The sequence below is a fragment of the Pseudosulfitobacter pseudonitzschiae genome (assembly GCF_900129395.1).
Taxonomy (GTDB): Bacteria; Pseudomonadota; Alphaproteobacteria; order Rhodobacterales; family Rhodobacteraceae; genus Pseudosulfitobacter; species Pseudosulfitobacter pseudonitzschiae.
In genome coordinates this window covers 262,486-279,461 of record NZ_FQVP01000004.1, presented here as the reverse complement: position 1 = coordinate 279,461, position 16,976 = coordinate 262,486, and the positions used below count along the sequence as shown (strand labels likewise).

The 16,976-nt window shown below is 61.7% G+C and carries 16 protein-coding genes; 9 read left to right on the top strand and 7 right to left on the bottom strand.

What is annotated here, in order from left to right; genetic code table 11:
• The first annotated feature begins 81 nt into the window (after positions 1-81).
• Both BUC08_RS13145 and serA read left to right on the top strand, forming a co-directional pair.
• On the top strand, positions 82-1,221 hold the full coding sequence (locus BUC08_RS13145; protein ID WP_037922796.1) for a phosphoserine transaminase: 1,140 nt from the start codon (positions 82-84) through the stop codon (positions 1,219-1,221).
• A gap of 83 nt (positions 1,222-1,304) precedes the next feature.
• Entirely contained in the window at positions 1,305-2,900 is a 1,596-nt protein-coding gene (serA, locus tag BUC08_RS13140; RefSeq protein WP_037922795.1) for a phosphoglycerate dehydrogenase, read from the top strand.
• A gap of 12 nt (positions 2,901-2,912) precedes the next feature.
• Here serA and BUC08_RS13135 read toward each other — a convergent pair whose 3' ends face one another.
• Positions 2,913-3,284, bottom strand: a complete 372-nt coding sequence (locus BUC08_RS13135; RefSeq protein ID WP_037923428.1) for a hypothetical protein — start codon at positions 3,282-3,284, stop codon at positions 2,913-2,915.
• Between the two features lie 161 nt (positions 3,285-3,445).
• Here BUC08_RS13135 and BUC08_RS13130 point away from each other — a divergent pair, with 161 nt between their 5' ends.
• On the top strand, positions 3,446-4,180 hold the full coding sequence (locus BUC08_RS13130) for a metallophosphoesterase family protein (protein ID WP_037922793.1): 735 nt from the start codon (positions 3,446-3,448) through the stop codon (positions 4,178-4,180).
• A gap of 24 nt (positions 4,181-4,204) precedes the next feature.
• Here the strand turns inward: BUC08_RS13130 and tdh are convergent, their stop codons facing one another.
• The 3 genes from tdh to pdxR form a co-directional block, all read right to left on the bottom strand.
• A complete protein-coding gene (tdh, locus tag BUC08_RS13125) occupies positions 4,205-5,245 on the bottom strand; it encodes an L-threonine 3-dehydrogenase (protein ID WP_037922792.1) in 1,041 nt (346 codons plus the stop codon).
• Positions 5,245-6,429: a glycine C-acetyltransferase gene (locus BUC08_RS13120; protein WP_037922790.1), complete on the bottom strand. Its 1,185-nt coding sequence runs from the start codon at positions 6,427-6,429 to the stop codon at positions 5,245-5,247. The genes tdh and BUC08_RS13120 overlap by 1 nt, the downstream gene beginning before the upstream one ends.
• A 66-nt stretch (positions 6,430-6,495) precedes the next feature.
• Positions 6,496-7,944, bottom strand: a complete 1,449-nt coding sequence (gene pdxR / locus BUC08_RS13115) for a MocR-like pyridoxine biosynthesis transcription factor PdxR (RefSeq protein WP_073194243.1) — start codon at positions 7,942-7,944, stop codon at positions 6,496-6,498.
• A gap of 74 nt (positions 7,945-8,018) precedes the next feature.
• Here pdxR and BUC08_RS13110 point away from each other — a divergent pair, with 74 nt between their 5' ends.
• Positions 8,019-8,654 (top strand): pyridoxamine 5'-phosphate oxidase family protein, encoded by a 636-nt coding sequence (locus BUC08_RS13110; protein WP_037922787.1) that lies wholly within the window; start codon positions 8,019-8,021, stop codon positions 8,652-8,654.
• 13 nt (positions 8,655-8,667) lie between these two features.
• Here BUC08_RS13110 and BUC08_RS13105 read toward each other — a convergent pair whose 3' ends face one another.
• Entirely contained in the window at positions 8,668-9,231 is a 564-nt protein-coding gene (locus tag BUC08_RS13105; protein WP_037922784.1) for a helix-turn-helix domain-containing protein, read from the bottom strand.
• Positions 9,232-9,337: 106 nt separating this feature from the next.
• On the opposite strand from BUC08_RS13105, the gene BUC08_RS13100 reads away from it, so the two are divergent.
• A complete protein-coding gene (locus tag BUC08_RS13100; RefSeq protein ID WP_037922783.1) occupies positions 9,338-10,516 on the top strand; it encodes an acetyl-CoA C-acyltransferase family protein in 1,179 nt (392 codons plus the stop codon).
• 63 nt (positions 10,517-10,579) lie between these two features.
• On the opposite strand, the gene ubiB is transcribed toward BUC08_RS13100, so the two are convergent.
• Entirely contained in the window at positions 10,580-12,112 is a 1,533-nt protein-coding gene (ubiB, locus tag BUC08_RS13095) for a 2-polyprenylphenol 6-hydroxylase (RefSeq protein WP_037922781.1), read from the bottom strand.
• Position 12,113: 1 nt separating this feature from the next.
• Positions 12,114-12,866 carry a bifunctional demethylmenaquinone methyltransferase/2-methoxy-6-polyprenyl-1,4-benzoquinol methylase UbiE gene (gene ubiE / locus BUC08_RS13090; protein WP_037922779.1) on the bottom strand — a complete coding sequence of 251 codons (753 nt, stop codon included), beginning with the start codon at positions 12,864-12,866 and terminating at the stop codon, positions 12,114-12,116.
• An 89-nt stretch (positions 12,867-12,955) separates the two neighbouring features.
• On the opposite strand from ubiE, the gene mutM reads away from it, so the two are divergent.
• The 4 genes from mutM (at position 12,956) to dnaA (ending at position 16,916) form a co-directional block, all read left to right on the top strand.
• On the top strand, positions 12,956-13,807 hold the full coding sequence (gene mutM, locus BUC08_RS13085; RefSeq protein ID WP_037922777.1) for a bifunctional DNA-formamidopyrimidine glycosylase/DNA-(apurinic or apyrimidinic site) lyase: 852 nt from the start codon (positions 12,956-12,958) through the stop codon (positions 13,805-13,807).
• 63 nt (positions 13,808-13,870) lie between these two features.
• Positions 13,871-14,647, top strand: coding sequence for an enoyl-CoA hydratase (locus BUC08_RS13080; RefSeq protein ID WP_037922775.1), 777 nt, complete (start codon positions 13,871-13,873; stop codon positions 14,645-14,647).
• Positions 14,648-14,788: 141 nt separating this feature from the next.
• Positions 14,789-15,052: a 30S ribosomal protein S20 gene (gene rpsT / locus BUC08_RS13075; RefSeq protein ID WP_028955532.1), complete on the top strand. Its 264-nt coding sequence runs from the start codon at positions 14,789-14,791 to the stop codon at positions 15,050-15,052.
• 508 nt (positions 15,053-15,560) lie between these two features.
• Positions 15,561-16,916 carry a chromosomal replication initiator protein DnaA gene (gene dnaA, locus BUC08_RS13070; protein ID WP_028955533.1) on the top strand — a complete coding sequence of 452 codons (1,356 nt, stop codon included), beginning with the start codon at positions 15,561-15,563 and terminating at the stop codon, positions 16,914-16,916.
• Positions 16,917-16,976: the final 60 nt, after the last annotated feature.

Below are 16,976 nucleotides of genomic sequence, written 5' to 3'. Positions count from 1 at the left end.
CGCCACCCATCGAAGGACCGTAGATGCGTCCGTGGGACACCCTTCCCCAACGAAGGGCGATTATCTGAGAGGATAGCAGAAATGGCTATTGACCAACCGGCAACGCGGCCGGCCAACCCGCGTTTTTCTTCCGGCCCCTGTGCCAAACCCCCCGTATTCAATCTGAACAACCTGTCCGACGCGCCCTTGGGCCGTTCGCACCGTGCAGCCGTTGGCAAGGCCAAGCTGCTGAAAGCGATCGAGGACACCCGCGAGATCCTTGGCGTGCCTGCTGACTACCGCATCGGCATCGTTCCCGCATCCGACACCGGCGCCTTTGAGATGGCGATGTGGTCGCTGCTGGGTGAACGCCCTGCCGAAATGGTCGCTTGGGAAAGCTTTGGCGCAGGTTGGGTCACAGATGTGGTCAAGCAACTGAAAATCGACGCCACCACCCACACCGCCGAGTATGGCGAGATCGTGGATATGGCCGCGCTGAACTATGACAACGACGTCTGCTTTACGTGGAACGGCACCACCTCGGGCGTGCGTATGCCCAATGGCGATGCGATCCCGGCGGACCGCGCGGGCCTGACCCTGTGCGACGCCACCAGCGCCGCATTCGCGATGGACCTGCCGTGGGACAAACTGGATGTGACCACCTTCAGCTGGCAAAAAGTGCTGGGCGGCGAAGCGGCCCACGGGATGCTGATCCTGTCCCCGCGCGCCGTGGAGCGTCTGGAAAGCTATACGCCCGCATGGCCACTGCCGAAAATCTTCCGCATGACCAAGGGCGGCAAGCTGATCGAGGGCATCTTCAAGGGCGAGACCATCAACACCCCGTCGATGCTGTGCGTCGAGGATTACCTGCAAGCGCTGGAGTGGGCGCGTTCCGTGGGCGGGCTGAAAGGTCTGATCGCACGGGCCGATGCCAACACCAAGGCGATCGCCGATTTCGTGGACGCGCACGACTGGATCGAGTTTCTGGCAACAGACCCCGCCATCCGCTCGAACACATCCGTCTGCCTGAAGTTCAACGATGCGCGCATCACCGACGGCGCGGCCTTTGCCAAGGCCGTGGCGAACCGGCTGGCCGATGCGGACGTGGCGCTGGACATCGGTGCCTATCGCGATGCCCCTGCGGGCCTGCGCATCTGGTGCGGCGGAACCATCGAGACATTGGACATCGAGGCGATGCTGCCGTGGCTTGCATGGGCTTTCGAGACTGAAATCAACGCATAATCCAGACGGGGTGAACACCCGGCTTGCACAAAGCCCTGTTCGCCCCGTCCCACCCCCCGTTTATTCAATGAAGGACCACTGACATGGCTCCCAAGGTACTTATCTCCGACAGCCTCAGCGACGCGGCTGTTCAAATCTTCAAAGATCGCGGCATCGAAGTCGACTTCCAGCCCAACCTGGGCAAGGACAAGGACAAGCTGGCCGAAGTGATCGGAAAATATGACGGTCTGGCGATCCGCTCGGCCACCAAGGTCACCGAAAAGATCCTCGCCGCTGCCGAGAATCTCAAGGTCGTCGGCCGCGCCGGCATCGGCACCGACAACATCGACAAGGACGCCGCATCGAAAAAGGGCGTGATTGTCATGAACACGCCCTTTGGCAACATGATCACCACCGCCGAACACGCGATTGCGATGATGTTCGCCGTGGCGCGTCAAATCCCCGAGGCCAGCGCATCCACACACGCGGGCAAATGGGAAAAGTCCAAGTTCATGGGCGTCGAGCTGACCGGCAAGACCCTGGGCGTGATCGGCGCAGGCAACATCGGTGGCATCGTCTGCGACCGTGCGCGCGGCCTGAAAATGAAGGTCGTGGCCTACGATCCCTACCTGAGCAACAAAAAAGCCGACAAGATGGGCGTTGAAAAGGTCGAGCTGGACGAGCTGCTGGCCCGCGCCGATTTCATCACGCTGCACGTGCCTTACACCGAATCCACCGCCAACATCCTGTCCAAGGAAAACATCGCCAAGACCAAGAAAGGCGTGCGCATCATCAACTGTGCCCGTGGTGGTCTGGTGGACGAGGAGGCCCTGGCCGAAGCCCTGAAATCGGGCCACGTCGCCGGTGCCGCCTTTGACGTGTTCAAGGAAGAGCCGGCAACCGAAAACCCGCTGTTCAACCTGCCCAACGTCGTTTGCACCCCGCACCTAGGTGCGGCGACCACCGAAGCGCAGGAAAACGTAGCACTGCAAGTGGCCGAGCAGATGGCAAACTATCTGCTGACCGGTGCCGTTGAAAACGCGCTGAACATGCCGTCGGTCACCGCGGAAGAGGCCAAGGTGATGGGCCCCTGGCTGACGCTGGCCGGGCATCTGGGGTCGTTCATCGGCCAGATGACCGACGAGCCGATCCGCGCGATCAACATCCTGTACGATGGTTCGGTCGGCGCGATGAACCTGGATGCGCTGAACTGCGGTGTGGTCGCGGGTATCATGAAACGTGCCAACCCGGATGTGAACATGGTGTCGGCCCCCGTGGTTGCCCGTGAAAAAGGCATCCAGATCAGCACCACCAACCAGGACAAATCGGGCGTCTTCGATGGCTATGTCAAAGTGACCGTCGTCACCTCCAAACGCGAGCGTTCGGTGGCTGGCACAGTGTTCAGCGACGGCAAGCCGCGCTTTATCCAGATCAAGGGCATCAACGTCGACGCCGAGATCGGTCAGCACATGTTGTACACCACCAACAACGACGTTCCGGGCATCATCGGCCTGCTGGGCAACACCATGGGCAAAGGCGGCGTGAACATCGCCAACTTTACCCTTGGCCGTAACGAAGCGGGCGGGGAAGCCATCGCGCTGTTGTATGTGGACGACGCGATCCCGGCCGAGGTCCTGAAAACACTGGAAAGCACCGGTATGTTCAATCAGGTCAAGCCGCTGGAATTCGCGGTAAACTGACCCTCGGTCAAATCATCTCTGGCGACCCTGGATCACCACGGTCGCCAGAAAGATCAGCATGCTGGCAAGGCTGACCAACGACCCCGCAATGGCCACGCCCGGCGATCCGCCGGAATTTGCCATCGCAATCCCCGGCACCATCAATACCACCCCGACAACGGCAACACCCAGATGAATCCGCGCCAGCGGACGCGCACCAGCCTCGGGCACCAGATGGTAATAAACGGCAAAAATTGCCATCGTCACCCAACCGACCAGATTCAAGTGTGCATGGGCGCTTCGCATCGCGTGATCTTCGCTGGCGGCCATTTGCATGCCCCAGATCATACCCAGCGTCACGGAGACCACGGCCGCCAACATGAAATAATGTGCTATCCCTCGCATCTGAAATTCTCCCTTTGCAAAAATCATTGGCAAATTAACCTGCCATAATCGCCTTAGTATGACCAACATGCACCTAAAGCTGTCAAGCGTCACGATTGCTTGCAGCGCGGGGCCTGTCCGCCTATTCCCTCCATGAAATCGTTTCAGCCCCGAGGACTTCCATGACCAAGCCCATCTACGCCGTTGGCGACATTCACGGACAAATGGGCGAGTTGACCCGCGTCCTCGGCCTGATCGAGGCGGATGGCGGACCGGATGCAAGCGTTGTGTTCGTGGGCGATTATATCGACAGGGGCGCAGACAGTCGCGGCGTTCTGGACACGCTGATCGCGGGCCGTGATTCGGGGCGCGACTGGACCTTCCTGCTGGGCAACCACGACCGGATGTTCGATTGGTGGATGCAGGACTATCCCCGCCAAGAAGCCTATTTGCCGGTCGAACTGTATTGGCTGCACCCGCGTCTGGGCGGCGATACGACGCTGGAATCCTATGGCATCGAATTCACCGTCAAAAGCCGCCAGACCGAAGTCCACGCCGAGGCCCTGAAAACCGTGCCGCAGGCGCATATGGATTTCATCAAACAATGCAAACTCAGCCACGAAACCGACGAGCTGTTCTTTTGCCATGCGGGCATCCGTCCGGGTGTGCCGCTGGACCAGCAGACCGAACACGATCTGATCTGGATCCGGCAAGAGTTCCACGACGCCACCACGCCGCACCCCAAGCTGATCGTGCACGGGCATACCCCGGTGGATGAGGCCACGCATTACGGAAACCGGGTCAACCTGGATACGGGTGCGGGTTACGGCAAACCGATGACCGTCGCCGTGTTCGAAGGGCGCGATTGCTGGACGCTGACCGACAAGGGCCGCGTGCCGCTCAAACCGCAAGGCTGAACACCAGCGCCCGACGTTGAACCACTAGGTCCAGTCGAGCACGACCTTGCCGCTTTGCCCCGACTTCATCGCTGCAAATCCGGCCTCGAAATCGTCCACGTGGAACCGGTGCGTGATCACCCGTGACACGTCCAGACCGTTTTCCAGCATCGCGATCATCTTGTACCAGGTCTCGAAAATCTCGCGGCCATAGACACCCTTGATCGTGATCGCCTTGAACACGATCCGGCTCCAGTCGACGGGGCTTTGGCCCGGCGGAATGCCCAACATTGCTATGCGCCCGCCCATGGTCATCGCCTCGACCATCTGGTCCAGCGCCTGCTGGTTGCCGGACATTTCCATGCCGACGTCGAAACCCTGCTTCATTTTCAGCCGTGCGATCACGTCAGGCAACGCTTCTTGCGTCACATTCACCGGCACCACGTCCGCCACCTGTGCCGCCAGGGCCAGCCGGTCTGGGTTCACATCCGTAATCACCACGTGCCGCGCACCGGCGTGACGGGCGACTGCGGCGGCCATGATCCCAATGGGACCGGCCCCCGTGACCAACACATCCTCGCCGATCAGATCGAAACTCAGCGCGGTGTGGACCGCGTTGCCCAGCGGATCAAGGATCGCACCGATGTCGTCGCTGATCTCGTCCGGCAGCGGCACCACGTTGAACGCGGGCAGGCGCAGGTATTGGGCAAAGGCCCCCTGTTCATTCACCCCGATGCCCCGCGTCGCGGGATCAAGGTGGAACTTGCCCGCGCGGCTTTGGCGGCTTTGGGTGCCGATCAGATGCCCCTCGCCGCTGCACCGCTGGCCCAGTTCCAGCCCTTGCACATCGCGGCCAATCTCGACGATCTCGCCAGCAAACTCGTGACCGGTGATCATCGGCACCGGCACGGTTTTCTGCGCCCAGTCGTCCCAGTTCCAGATGTGGATGTCGGTGCCACAAATGCCCGTCTTGTTGATCTTGATCAGCACATCGTCGGGGCCAATCTCGGGCACTGGCGCGTTGACCATCCACAGCCCTTCGCGGGCGTGCAGTTTGGACAGGGCTTTCATTTCGTTGGTTGTCATCAGATCACCCCACAGGCCTTGCCTGCCTTTTCAAACGCGGCCAGCGCGCGGTCCAGATCGTCGCGGGTCAGCGCGGCGTTCATCTGGGTGCGAATGCGGGCCTGACCGCGTGGCACCACGGGGAAGAAAAAGCCCGAGACATAGACGCCTTCGTCGTACAGCTTGGCCGCCATGTCCTGCGCCAGTTGCGCTTCGCCCAGCATCACGGGAATGATCGGATGTTCGCCCGGAAGTAAGTCGAAACCCAACGTTTCCAGACCCTTGCGCCAGTATTTCGCGTTCTCGAACAGCTGCGCACGCAGTGCGTCGCCCTGTTCCACCAGGCGCAGCGCCTCGATGCCCGCCGCGACAATCGCGGGCGGCAGGGCGTTCGAGAACAGATAGGGACGCGCGCGCTGGCGCAGCAGGTCGATCACCGGCTGCGGGCCTGCGATATAGCCGCCGATAGCCCCACCCAGCGCCTTGCCCAGCGTGCCGGTCAGGATGTCCACATCGACGCCGAAATGCGACGGGGTGCCCGCGCCCTTTGGCCCCATAAAGCCGGTGGCGTGGCAATCATCGACCATGACCAGCGCGCCGTAAGCTTCGGCCAATCGGGTGATGTCGGGAAGGTTTGCCAGATACCCATCCATGCTGAACACGCCATCGGTGGCAATCATGATGAACCGCGCACCGTCCGTCTGCGCTTGTTTCAGCTGCGCCTCAAGGTCGTTCATGTCGCTGTTGGCATAACGATAGCGTTTCGCCTTGCACAGGCGGATGCCGTCGATGATCGAGGCATGGTTCAGCGCGTCGGATATGATCGCGTCTTCGGGGCCGAGCAGAGGTTCGAACAACCCGCCATTGGCGTCAAAACAGGCGGCAAACAGGATCGAATCGTCCTTACCCAGAAAGGCCGCCAGCTTTTGCTCCAACTCGCGGTGCATGTCCTGTGTGCCACAGATGAAGCGGACCGAGGCCATGCCGAACCCTTTCGGGTCCATCGTGTCGCGCGCCACGCGGATCAGGTCCGGGTGATCAGCCAGCCCCAGATAGTTGTTGGCGCACAGGTTGATCATCTCGCGGCCTGCGACCTGGATCTTGCCACCCTGGGGCGAGGTGATCAGCCGCTCAACCTTGGTCAGGCCTTCGGCGTCAATCTCGGCCAGTGTTTCAGTGATGTGGGTCAGGAATGCTTGGGTCATGGACGGCTCCTCTTTGCCGTCATATCTAGCATACCGGAAATGATTCCGAAATAGGGGATTTCTGTATCACGGATATTCGTCCGATATACTGGATTTAGCCGTTCGCAACGCGTCGGCGAACAGGGCAATCCGCTCGGGCGTGGCGTCGGCAAAGCCGATGACCAGCCCGCGCAGCCCTGCCCCGGCGCAATAGTCCGTCAGCCTGGCTGGTTGGAAACCGTGCGCCGCCACAGCAGCCAGCGCGCCGTCTTCTGTCAGCGATCCATCGAAACGCGCGGTGACCTGCACGCCGCCATCTGGCTGGCTGGCCGTGACACCGTCAATTGACGACAATGCCCGCGCCAGCGCGCGCCCCCGCCCCTCATACACCCGCGCGATCCGTTTGAGCTGTGCGCGATAACGACCCGCCCGCATCATATCCGCCAATGCATGCTGGGCATGCAGGTTCGCCATCAGGCCCAGATTGCGCTGTACCGCGCGCAACGGTTCGATCAGGTCCGGTGGCACCACCATCCAGCCCAGCCGCAACGCGGGCATCAACACCTTTGACGCCGACCCCATATAGATCACCTGACCGGCCGACGCCTCGGCCGTCAACGCCGCGATCTCGCGGCCACGCCACAGGAATTCGCTGTCGTAATCGTCCTCAAGGATCAGCGCACCCGTCTGCTGCGCCCGGTTCAGAAAGGCGAGGCGCCGCGCGTGAGACATGCGTATGCCCAACGGATACTGGTTGGACGGCGTCAGGTAGATCAGCCGCGTGTCATCGGGCAGATCATCGGGCTGCGCTCCTTCGGCGTCGACCGGCATGGAATGCAGGTGCAACCCGGCCCCCAGAAAGGCGGCGCGGGCACCGGGATAGCCGGGGTCTTCCAGCGCCGCCCTGTCGCCTGCATCGCTGAGCACCTGTGCAGCGAGGGCAAGCGACCCTTGGGTGCCGGTGGTGACCAGGATCTGTTCGGGATCAACGGCAAGCCCGCGATCCGTCGCCAACCGCTCTGCCAGAATGCCGCGCAGCGCAGGCAATCCGTGGGGGGCCGCATAGGCGGACGCCGGACCGTGCATACGCCGTGCCGCGCGGCGCAGGGCACGTGCCCATTCATCCGCGGGAAACAACGCCTCGCTCGGCTCTCCGGGCGCCATCCGTTCTGACACCTGTGCCATCGCGTTGTCCCGCCGGACCGCGCCCAGTTTCCGGCCGCGCGCCGAAGGGGTCCGCGACACCTTGACCGGCGGCTTTGCGGGACCTGTATCCGGCGCTATCACCTGCGGCGCGGCGCCTTGCCTGACATCAATCACGCCCTCGGCGCGCAGTAACTCGTAAGCCAGGTTTATCGTACTGCGCGACAAACCCAATGCCTGTGCAGCCCCACGGCTGGATAGCAACCGGCTGCCGTGGCTCAACCGCCCCGCACGCACCGCGTCCAGAAGGTCACGGTAGACCTGAACCGCAAGCGTATCGGACCGCGCGGCGCTGGGCTGGCAGATCAGTGGCAAGGAAAGTGGTTTGGTCATTTTTTGTCAAACTGGATATTTTTAAATACCAATCTGCACCCTATCCCGAAAGGCGTCAACAAAAGGAAACACCGATGCTGCCCAAATATGCCCGTGCCCGCCAACCCAAACGCGCGCTGTATGACATGGACACCGTTCACGCCATTCTGGACAGCGGGTTGGTTGGCCATGTCGCATTTGTCGCCGAAGACCGGCCCATGGTCATGCCGATGGCCTATGCACGGATCGGCGACACGCTGTACATCCACGGTGCGTCAAAGACACGGATCGCCCTGCTGGATCAGGTTCCGGTCTGTATGGGCGTGACCGACATCACCGGCATCGTCGCTGCGCGTTCGGGGTTCAACCATTCGGTCAACTACCGGTCGGTCGTGGTGCACGGGACGGCGCGGCGGGTCACCGGTGCAGAGCTGGACACGGCGCTGGACGCGATCACCGACCACCTGCTGCCGGGACGCAGCAAGGAGGTGCGCCCGATGACATCGCAAGAGCGCAAGGCGACCGGCGTCGTCGCCATCGAGATCGAACACGCCACGGCCAAGGTCCGAACCGGAGGACCCGTTGACGACGCGCCGGACCTGGAACTGGGCATGTGGGGCGGCGAGCTGCCCATAACCACCGCGCTGGGCCAGAGCGTGGCCGACAGTCATACACCCCAGAGCGTGGCAGAGCCTGCGTCCTTTGCGGCCGCACGCAAGAAATTTGCCTGAGCCGCCCTGTCAGTCAGGCGTCCTGAACCACCAGGAATGCGCGCGCGGCACTGGTCGCAGAGATGCGGTGCGGCACGTCGGCGGCATAACGCGCCGTGTCGCCCGCGCCGATGCTCTGCGTGGCTTCGGCGCTGGTCACGTCCAGCGTGCCCTCGATCACCGTCAGATGTTCCCGCGCGCCGCGGGTGTGGGGCTGGCTGTCCAGCATGCCACCTTCGGAAAAGCGCAGTTCGTAAACCTCGTGGTGGCCCGCCTCTTCGGGCGGGGACAGGATGCGGATACGGCAACCGCTGCCACGGTTTTCGATCGTGGGCACGTCCGCGCTGCGCAACACTTCGATGCGGGCCGTCGCAGCATCGCCGTCCAGAAGCCCCGCGAAATCGACCTGCAAGGCGCGGGTCAGGTTCCACAGGGTCGCAATGGTGGGGCTGCTTTCGCCGCGCTCGATCTGGCTGACCATCGACCGGCTGACACCCGAAAGCTTTGCCACGGCGTCCAGCGACAAACCTTGGGCGCGCCGCGCCTCTTTCAGGCGGCTGGGCAAGCGGGTCAATATTGCGTCAGTGTCATCCGTCATGACGGAAGATATGCGCGGGGGACCGCCCGCTGTCAACTGACGGCACGTTGTGGCTGACATATTGCGCGGCGGGCTTCATAAGTTTGGTAAAACGGAAGGAAGAGCCATGAAAGATATCGTTATCCTTGACGGTGCGCGCACCGCAATCGGCACATTTGGTGGATCGTTGGCGGGCACGCCCCCGATCGAGCTGGGCACCGTGGCAGCCAAGGCCGCGCTGGAACGCTCGGGCGTGGAAGGCGGCCAGATCGGTCATGTCGCCTTTGGCCATGTCATCAACACCGAACCGCGCGATATGTACCTGAGCCGCGTCGCGGCGATGCAGGCGGGCATTCCCGAATCGACCCCTGCAATGAACGTGAACCGCCTGTGCGGCTCTGGCGTGCAGGCCATCGTGTCGGTGGTGCAATCGCTGATGCTGGGCGATGCCGAGTTCGGTCTGGCGGGCGGCGCAGAGAATATGTCGCGCAGCCCCTATATCTCGCAGGTGACCCGCTGGGGCGCCAAGATGGGCGATGTGAAATCGCTGGACATGATGCTGGGCGCGCTCAGCTGTCCGTTCGGCACCGGCCACATGGGCGTGACCGCGGAAAACGTCGCGTCCGAGCATCAGATCACCCGCGAGGATCAGGATGCCTTTGCCTTGCAATCCCAGGAACGCGCCGCAGCGGCCATTGCGGATGGCCGTTTCGACAGCCAGATCGTGCCGGTCGAGGTAAAGGTGAAACGCGACACGGTTGCCTTTGACAAGGACGAACACCCCAAGGCCACCAGCATGGAGGCGCTGGGCGGGTTGCGGCCTGTGTTCCAGAAAGACGGCAGCGTGACCGCAGGCAACGCCAGCGGCATCAACGACGGTGCGGCGGCCATGGTTCTGGCCACGGCAGAGGCGGCGGAAAAGGCAGGGCTGAAACCCAAGGCGCGCATCCTGGGCTATGCCCATGCCGGTGTGCGCCCCGAGGTGATGGGCATTGGCCCGATCCCCGCCGTGCGCAAGTTGCTGGAAAAAACCGGGCTGTCCGCGTCCGATTTTGACGTGATCGAAAGCAACGAGGCCTTTGCCTCGCAGGCGTTGGCGGTCAGCAAGGACTTGGGATTCGATCCCGCGAAGGTGAACCCCAACGGCGGTGCGATTGCGCTGGGCCATCCGGTTGGGGCCACGGGCGCAATCATCACCATCAAGGCGCTGCACGAGCTGGAGCGCACAGGCGGCAAGCGCGCGCTGATCACCATGTGTATCGGTGGCGGTCAAGGCATTGCGCTGGCCATTGAACGCATTGCTTGATGTGACCCCGGGGGCATTGCGCCCCCGGACCCCCGCAGGATTTTTTGAACCAGAGAAAAGGCGTTAGCCCAGATGTTGGGCCAGCGCGAATATGGCACCCCCGACCGCCATGCCACCGAAGACTGCCAGAACGATCCAGCGCCAGAATGGGCGGTGTGGCGGGGTCTCTTCCTTGGCCTGACGCACCAGCGCAGCCTCGACCAGTGCGGGCAGGCGGGGACCAAAGCGGGCCAGAACCATTGCCGTTTTGCCCAGATCGCGCAGCGCGGCGCGCGGGCCGATGGATGTCTTGATATAGTCGGTGACGATAGGGCTGGCGACTTCCCAGATGTTCATGCGCGGGTTCAATGACCGCGCCACGCCTTCGACAACCACCATGGTGCGTTGCAACAGGATCAGCTCGGTGCGTGTTTCCATGCCGAACCGTTCGGTCACTTCAAACAGATAGCTCAGCAGCCGCGCCATCGAAATGCGGGTGGCGTCCATGCCAAAGATCGGCTCGCCCACGGCGCGCAGGGCGCGGGCGAATTCGTCGACATCCTTGTCGGCGGGCACATAGCCTGCCTCGAAGTGCACTTCGGCGACGCGTTTGTAATCCTTGCGGATGAAGCCAAAGAGAATCTCGGCATAGACACGACGGGTGTATTCGTCGATGTGGCCCATGATGCCGAAATCATAGGCGATGATGTCTCCGTTGGCCGCGACCTTCAGGTTGCCCTGGTGCATGTCGGCGTGAAAAAAGCCGTCGCGCAGCGCGTGGTTCAGGAACAGTTGCAGCACCCGCTCGGACAGTTCGACCCGGTCGACGCCCAGCGCGTCGATGGCGTCATTGTCGCCCATCGACACACCGTCGGCCCAGCCCAGCGTCATCACGCGGCGCGCGGAATATTCCCATTTGATCGGCGGCAGGCGAAAGCCCGCGTCATCCACGGTATTGGCGGCAAATTCCGACGCCGCAGCGCTTTCCAGCCGCAGGTCCAGTTCGCCGCGCACGACGCCGTCGAAATGTTCGATCACATCCATTGGCCGCAGGCGGCGCGCGCCGGGGGCAAAGACATCCGCCAGACGGGCCGCGAAATAGAAGGCATCCACATCCTTGCGAAAGGCCGCTTCGATGCCGGGACGCAGCACCTTGACCGCGACCTCTTCACCAGTTTCGCGCAGGGTCGCCTTGTGGACCTGCGCGATCGATGCCGCGGCCACGGGTTCACTGAAGTCGGAAAAGATCGTGTCGACAGGCTGACCCAGCTCCTTTTCGATCTCGCGCTTGGCCTCGGCAACATCGAAGGGCGGCAGCTTGTCCTGCAACACGCGCAACTGCACGGCCAGTTCCTCGCCCACCACATCGGGACGGGTCGACAAAACCTGACCGAACTTGATGTAGGCCGGGCCCAGCGCCGTCAGCGCGCGGGTCGCGGGAGGCATGGACGGATCACCGTAATAGCCCAGCCACATGAACGGCTTGCCCAGCAGCTTGGCCACGAAACGGATCGGTTTGGGCGCATCAAAGGCGTCCAGCACCACGTTCATCGCGCCAGTGCGTTCCAGCGTGGCGCCGGTGCGGATCAACCGCCAGATGTTGTGAGGTCCGCGCACGCTAGATCTTCCATCCCGAATGCAGGGCGGCGACGCCCATTGTCATGTTGCGATATTTGGCGTTCTCGAACCCGGCGGCACGCACCATGCCCAGGAACGTGTCCTGATCGGGAAAGTTGCGGATCGATTCGACCAGGTACTGATAGCTGTCGCGGTCGTTCGCGATCATCTTGCCCATCTGCGGGATCACGTTGAACGAATAGAGGTCATAAGCCTTTTGCATCGCGGCGTTGGGCAGTTGGCTGAATTCCAGAACCATCAGCCGACCACCGGGGCGCAGCACGCGGTAGGCTTCGTTCAGCGCCTCTTGGGGGCGGGTCACGTTGCGGATGCCAAAGCTGATTGTGTAGACGTCAAAGGTGTTGTCGGCAAAGGGCAGAGCCATCGCGTCGCCGACGACCCAATCCAGGCTGTCGTGCATCTGCTCGGCCTCGGCGCGCTTGCGGCCTTCGATCAGCATCGGTTCGGTCAGGTCCAGCACCGTGGCGTGACCGCTGCCTGCGCGTTTCAGGAAGCGGAATGAAATGTCGCCAGTGCCGCCCGCCACATCCAGCAGCTTTTGACCGGCGCGCGGCGCCAGCCAGTCCATCATCGCATCCTTCCAGATCCGGTGGATGCCCATGCTCATCACATCGTTCATGATGTCGTATTTGCTGGCGACCGAATTGAACACGCCCTGAACCCGACCGGCCTTGTCAGCCTCGGGGACGGTTTCAAATCCGAAATGGGTGGTCTTGCTTGTGTCGTCGGTCATCGTGTCAATGTCGCCTTTGTCAGTCCGCCTTGTTATAGGGCGCTGGGGCCTGCGCACAATGCGCACCTTTTGTCACAGGAAACCATTCGATGCCCGAATTACCAGAGGTCGAGACAGTACGCCGCGGATTGGCCCCCGTCATGGAGGGCGCGGTGATCGCCCAGGCGGACGTGAACCGCCCCGATCTGCGCTGGCCCTTTCCGCCTGAAATGGCGGCACGGTTGACGGGACGGCAGGTGCTGGGCCTGCGCCGGCGGTCAAAATACATCCTCGCCGACCTGGACAGCGGCGAGACGCTGTTGATCCATCTGGGCATGTCGGGGCGCATGCTGATCTCGGGCGATCCGCTGGGCCAGTTCGTGCACACCCACCCTGCCCCCGAGAAACACGATCACGTGGTGCTGCACATGGACAACGGTGCGCGCGTCACCTTCAACGACCCGCGCCGCTTTGGCGCGATGGACCTGCTGGACACCGCCACTGCCGAACAGCACAAGCTGCTGGCCGTGCTGGGGCCCGAGCCGCTGGGCAATGCGTTCAACGAAGACGTGCTGGTGCAGGCGTTCAAGGGCAAGGCGTCACCGGTCAAATCGGCGCTTCTGGATCAACGGATCGTCGCTGGACTGGGCAATATCTATGTCTGCGAAGCCCTTTTTCGCGCCGGTGTGTCGCCACGTCGCAAGGCTGGGAACATCTCACAAGCGCGTGTGCGTGCCCTTGTTCCGATCATCCGCGAGGTGCTGTCAGATGCCATCGCTGCGGGTGGATCGTCCTTGCGCGATTTCCGGCAAGCTGATGGAGAGCTTGGATATTTCCAGCACAGCTTTGACGTATATGGCCGCGAGGGACAGCCTTGTCGCACCCCCGGATGCACCGGCACCGTGCAAAGAATCGTGCAATCGGGGCGGTCTTCATTCTACTGCGCACTATGTCAAACTTAGCTTGAAACGTACGCCGCCCATGGTAAGGAACGCCCTCAGACGGCAACAAATGGAAGCATTCACATGGCCTATGAGACGATCATCGTCGACGTAGACGACCACGTCGCCCGCATCACGCTGAACCGCCCGGACGCGCTGAACGCGCTCAGCGGCGAACTGCTGGGCGAACTGGCTGACGCTGTCACCGAGGCGCAAAAAGATGACAAGGTGCGCTGCATCGTCATCACCGGATCGGAAAAAGCATTCGCCGCGGGCGCCGACATCGCCATGATGGCCGAGATGGGCTTTGTCGACACGTTCATGGGCAACCTGTTCACCGATTCGACCGAATCCATCTGTCGTGCCCGCAAGCCGATCATTGCAGCGGTCTCCGGCTATGCGCTGGGCGGCGGCTGCGAGCTGGCAATGATGTGCGATTTCATCATCGCATCGGAAAGCGCCAAGTTCGGCCAGCCCGAAGTGAACCTTGGTGTGATGGCCGGCATCGGTGGCACGCAGCGCCTGGCACGTTTCGTGGGCAAGTCCAAAGCGATGGACATGAACCTGACGGGCCGTTTCATGGATGCCGAAGAGGCCGAGCGGTGCGGGTTGGTCAGCCGGGTGGTTCCCACCAAGAAGCTGATGGAAGAGGCCATGGCCGCCGCCAACAAGATCGCGTCGAAGTCGATGATTTCCGTGATGGCGATCAAGGAATCGGTGAACCAGGCGTTCGAAGTGCCGCTGCGCGACGGGCTGCTGTTCGAACGTCGGCTGTTCCATTCGATGTTCGCCACCGAAGACCAGTCCGAGGGCATGGCTGCCTTTCTGGAAAAACGCGAACCGCAGTTCCGCGACAAGTAAAGTGCACAGCCCCTGTGCCGGTGCACGGGGGACACGCACGACAGGCGTTGACTCGAACGTGCCGCGCGCCTAAAGACGCGGCTTCACCGCAGCAAATCGCTGTTTTTACACTACCGCACCAATCATTGGGACGAGATAATCATGGCAAATACGCCTCAGGCCAAGAAACGGGCCCGTCAAAACGAGAAACGTTTCGCAATCAACAAAGCACGCCGTTCGCGGATTCGTACATACCTGCGCAAAGTCGAGGAAGCGATTGCTTCCGGTGACAAGGCCGCAGCCGAATCTGCACTGCGCGTTGCACAGCCCGAACTGATGCGTGGCGTCACCAAAGGCGTGTACCACAAAAACACCGCATCGCGGAAAATGTCACGGTTGTCATCGCGCGTCAAAGCGCTGGCATAAGCCAAGACACAGAATTATGACGGTTTTGCAACGGCATCGCTCAGGCGGTGCCGTTTCTTTTTTGAGCCTTCAAAATAAGGCTCCTAGATTCTTTTCCACAAAAGCCCGAGTCAACATTTAAGTTCTGTTGCCGCGTCACTGACGAAGTTGCTACCAAGGGTACAGCGATTCACATCGCCTGGGGGGACAGAACAATCAGACCCGCGTGCTGCCGCACAAAAAAGGGTACGATTGTGGGCCGGACGGTTGCACAGCAACCGGATGGATCAGTGGTATTGCCGTATTTCCGGCGCCACCTGTCGCATCAACATTTGGAATGACGAACGTCGTTCAGGGGGCTCATTCGGGCACTCGCTGGCGAAGTGCGTTTTCTGGGCGAAACGGCGCAAGTCGCTTTTGATCTCGTAGGGACACGGGACAGGGCGAGTGGTTCGTGGGCAGTAATTAGGTGGCTGGGTGCAGGCGTTGCATCCGGTGGGGACAGCAGAAAGGCTTGGGGAATTAACGAATGACACAAGAAAAATGGGGACAGCTGAGACAACGGCTGCTCAAAACCGTCGGACAGAACAATTTCACAACCTGGATCGAGCCGCTGGAATTCCAGCAACTTGAAGATGGCATTGCCACCTTCAACGTGCCGACCAATTTCATGGGCAACTATGTCAGCCAGAACTTTGCAGACCTGATTCTGCACGAGTTGCGCACGGAAAACGCCACCATCAACCGGCTGAACTTTACCGTCGCGGCCAATATGTCGGAAAAGCCGCGCTCGATGCCCGCCAAGCCTTTGGCAGCCCCGGCCAAAGTTGCCCCCTCGTCCGCGCTGAACACCGCGCCGCTGGACCGTCGGTTTACCTTTGACAGTTTTGTCGTGGGCAAACCCAACGAACTGGCCCATGCCGCTGCCAAGCGCGTGGCCGAAGGTGGTCCTGTCACGTTCAATCCGCTGTTTCTGTATGGTGGCGTCGGTCTGGGCAAAACCCACCTGATGCACGCCATCGCGTGGGAACTGCAACAAACGCGCCCCGACCTGTCCGTGCTGTACCTGTCCGCAGAACAGTTCATGTACCGGTTCGTGCAGGCGCTGCGTGATCGCAAGATGATGGATTTCAAGGAAATCTTCCGCAACGTCGACGTGCTGATGGTGGATGACGTTCAATTCATCGCCGGCAAGGATTCGACCCAGGAAGAATTCTTTCACACGTTCAACGCACTGGTGGACCAGAACCGTCAGATCATCATCTCGGCCGACCGCGCCCCCGGCGAGATCAAGGACCTTGAGGATCGCGTGAAATCGCGTCTGCAATGTGGTCTGGTTGTCGACCTGCACCCCACGGATTACGAACTGCGTCTGGGCATCCTTCAAAGCAAGGTCGAACAGCAAAGCCAGAATTACCCCGACCTGTCCATCGCGCCCGGCGTGCTGGAATTCCTGGCCCACCGCATTTCCACCAACGTGCGTGTGCTCGAGGGCGCGCTGACCCGCCTGTTCGCCTTTGCCTCGCTCGTGGGCCGCGAGATCGACATGGACCTGACCCAGGATTGTCTGGCTGACGTGCTGCGTGCGTCGGAGCGCAAGATCACCATCGAAGAAATCCAGCGCCGCGTCTCCGAACATTACAACATCCGCCTGTCGGACATGATCGGCCCCAAGCGCCTGCGCAGCTATGCGCGCCCGCGACAGGTGGCGATGTACCTGTCCAAACATCTGACCAGCCGCTCGCTCCCTGAAATCGGACGCCGCTTCGGGGGGCGCGACCATACCACTGTCATGCACGGCGTCCGCCGGATCGAAGAGCTGAAAGTGCAGGATGGTCAGATCGCCGAGGATCTGGAGATGCTGCGCCGCGCGCTCGAGGCGTAAACCTGCGTCACCTGTACCACACGGCACCCATTTCGGGTGCCGTTTGTGTTTGAAGAGGGT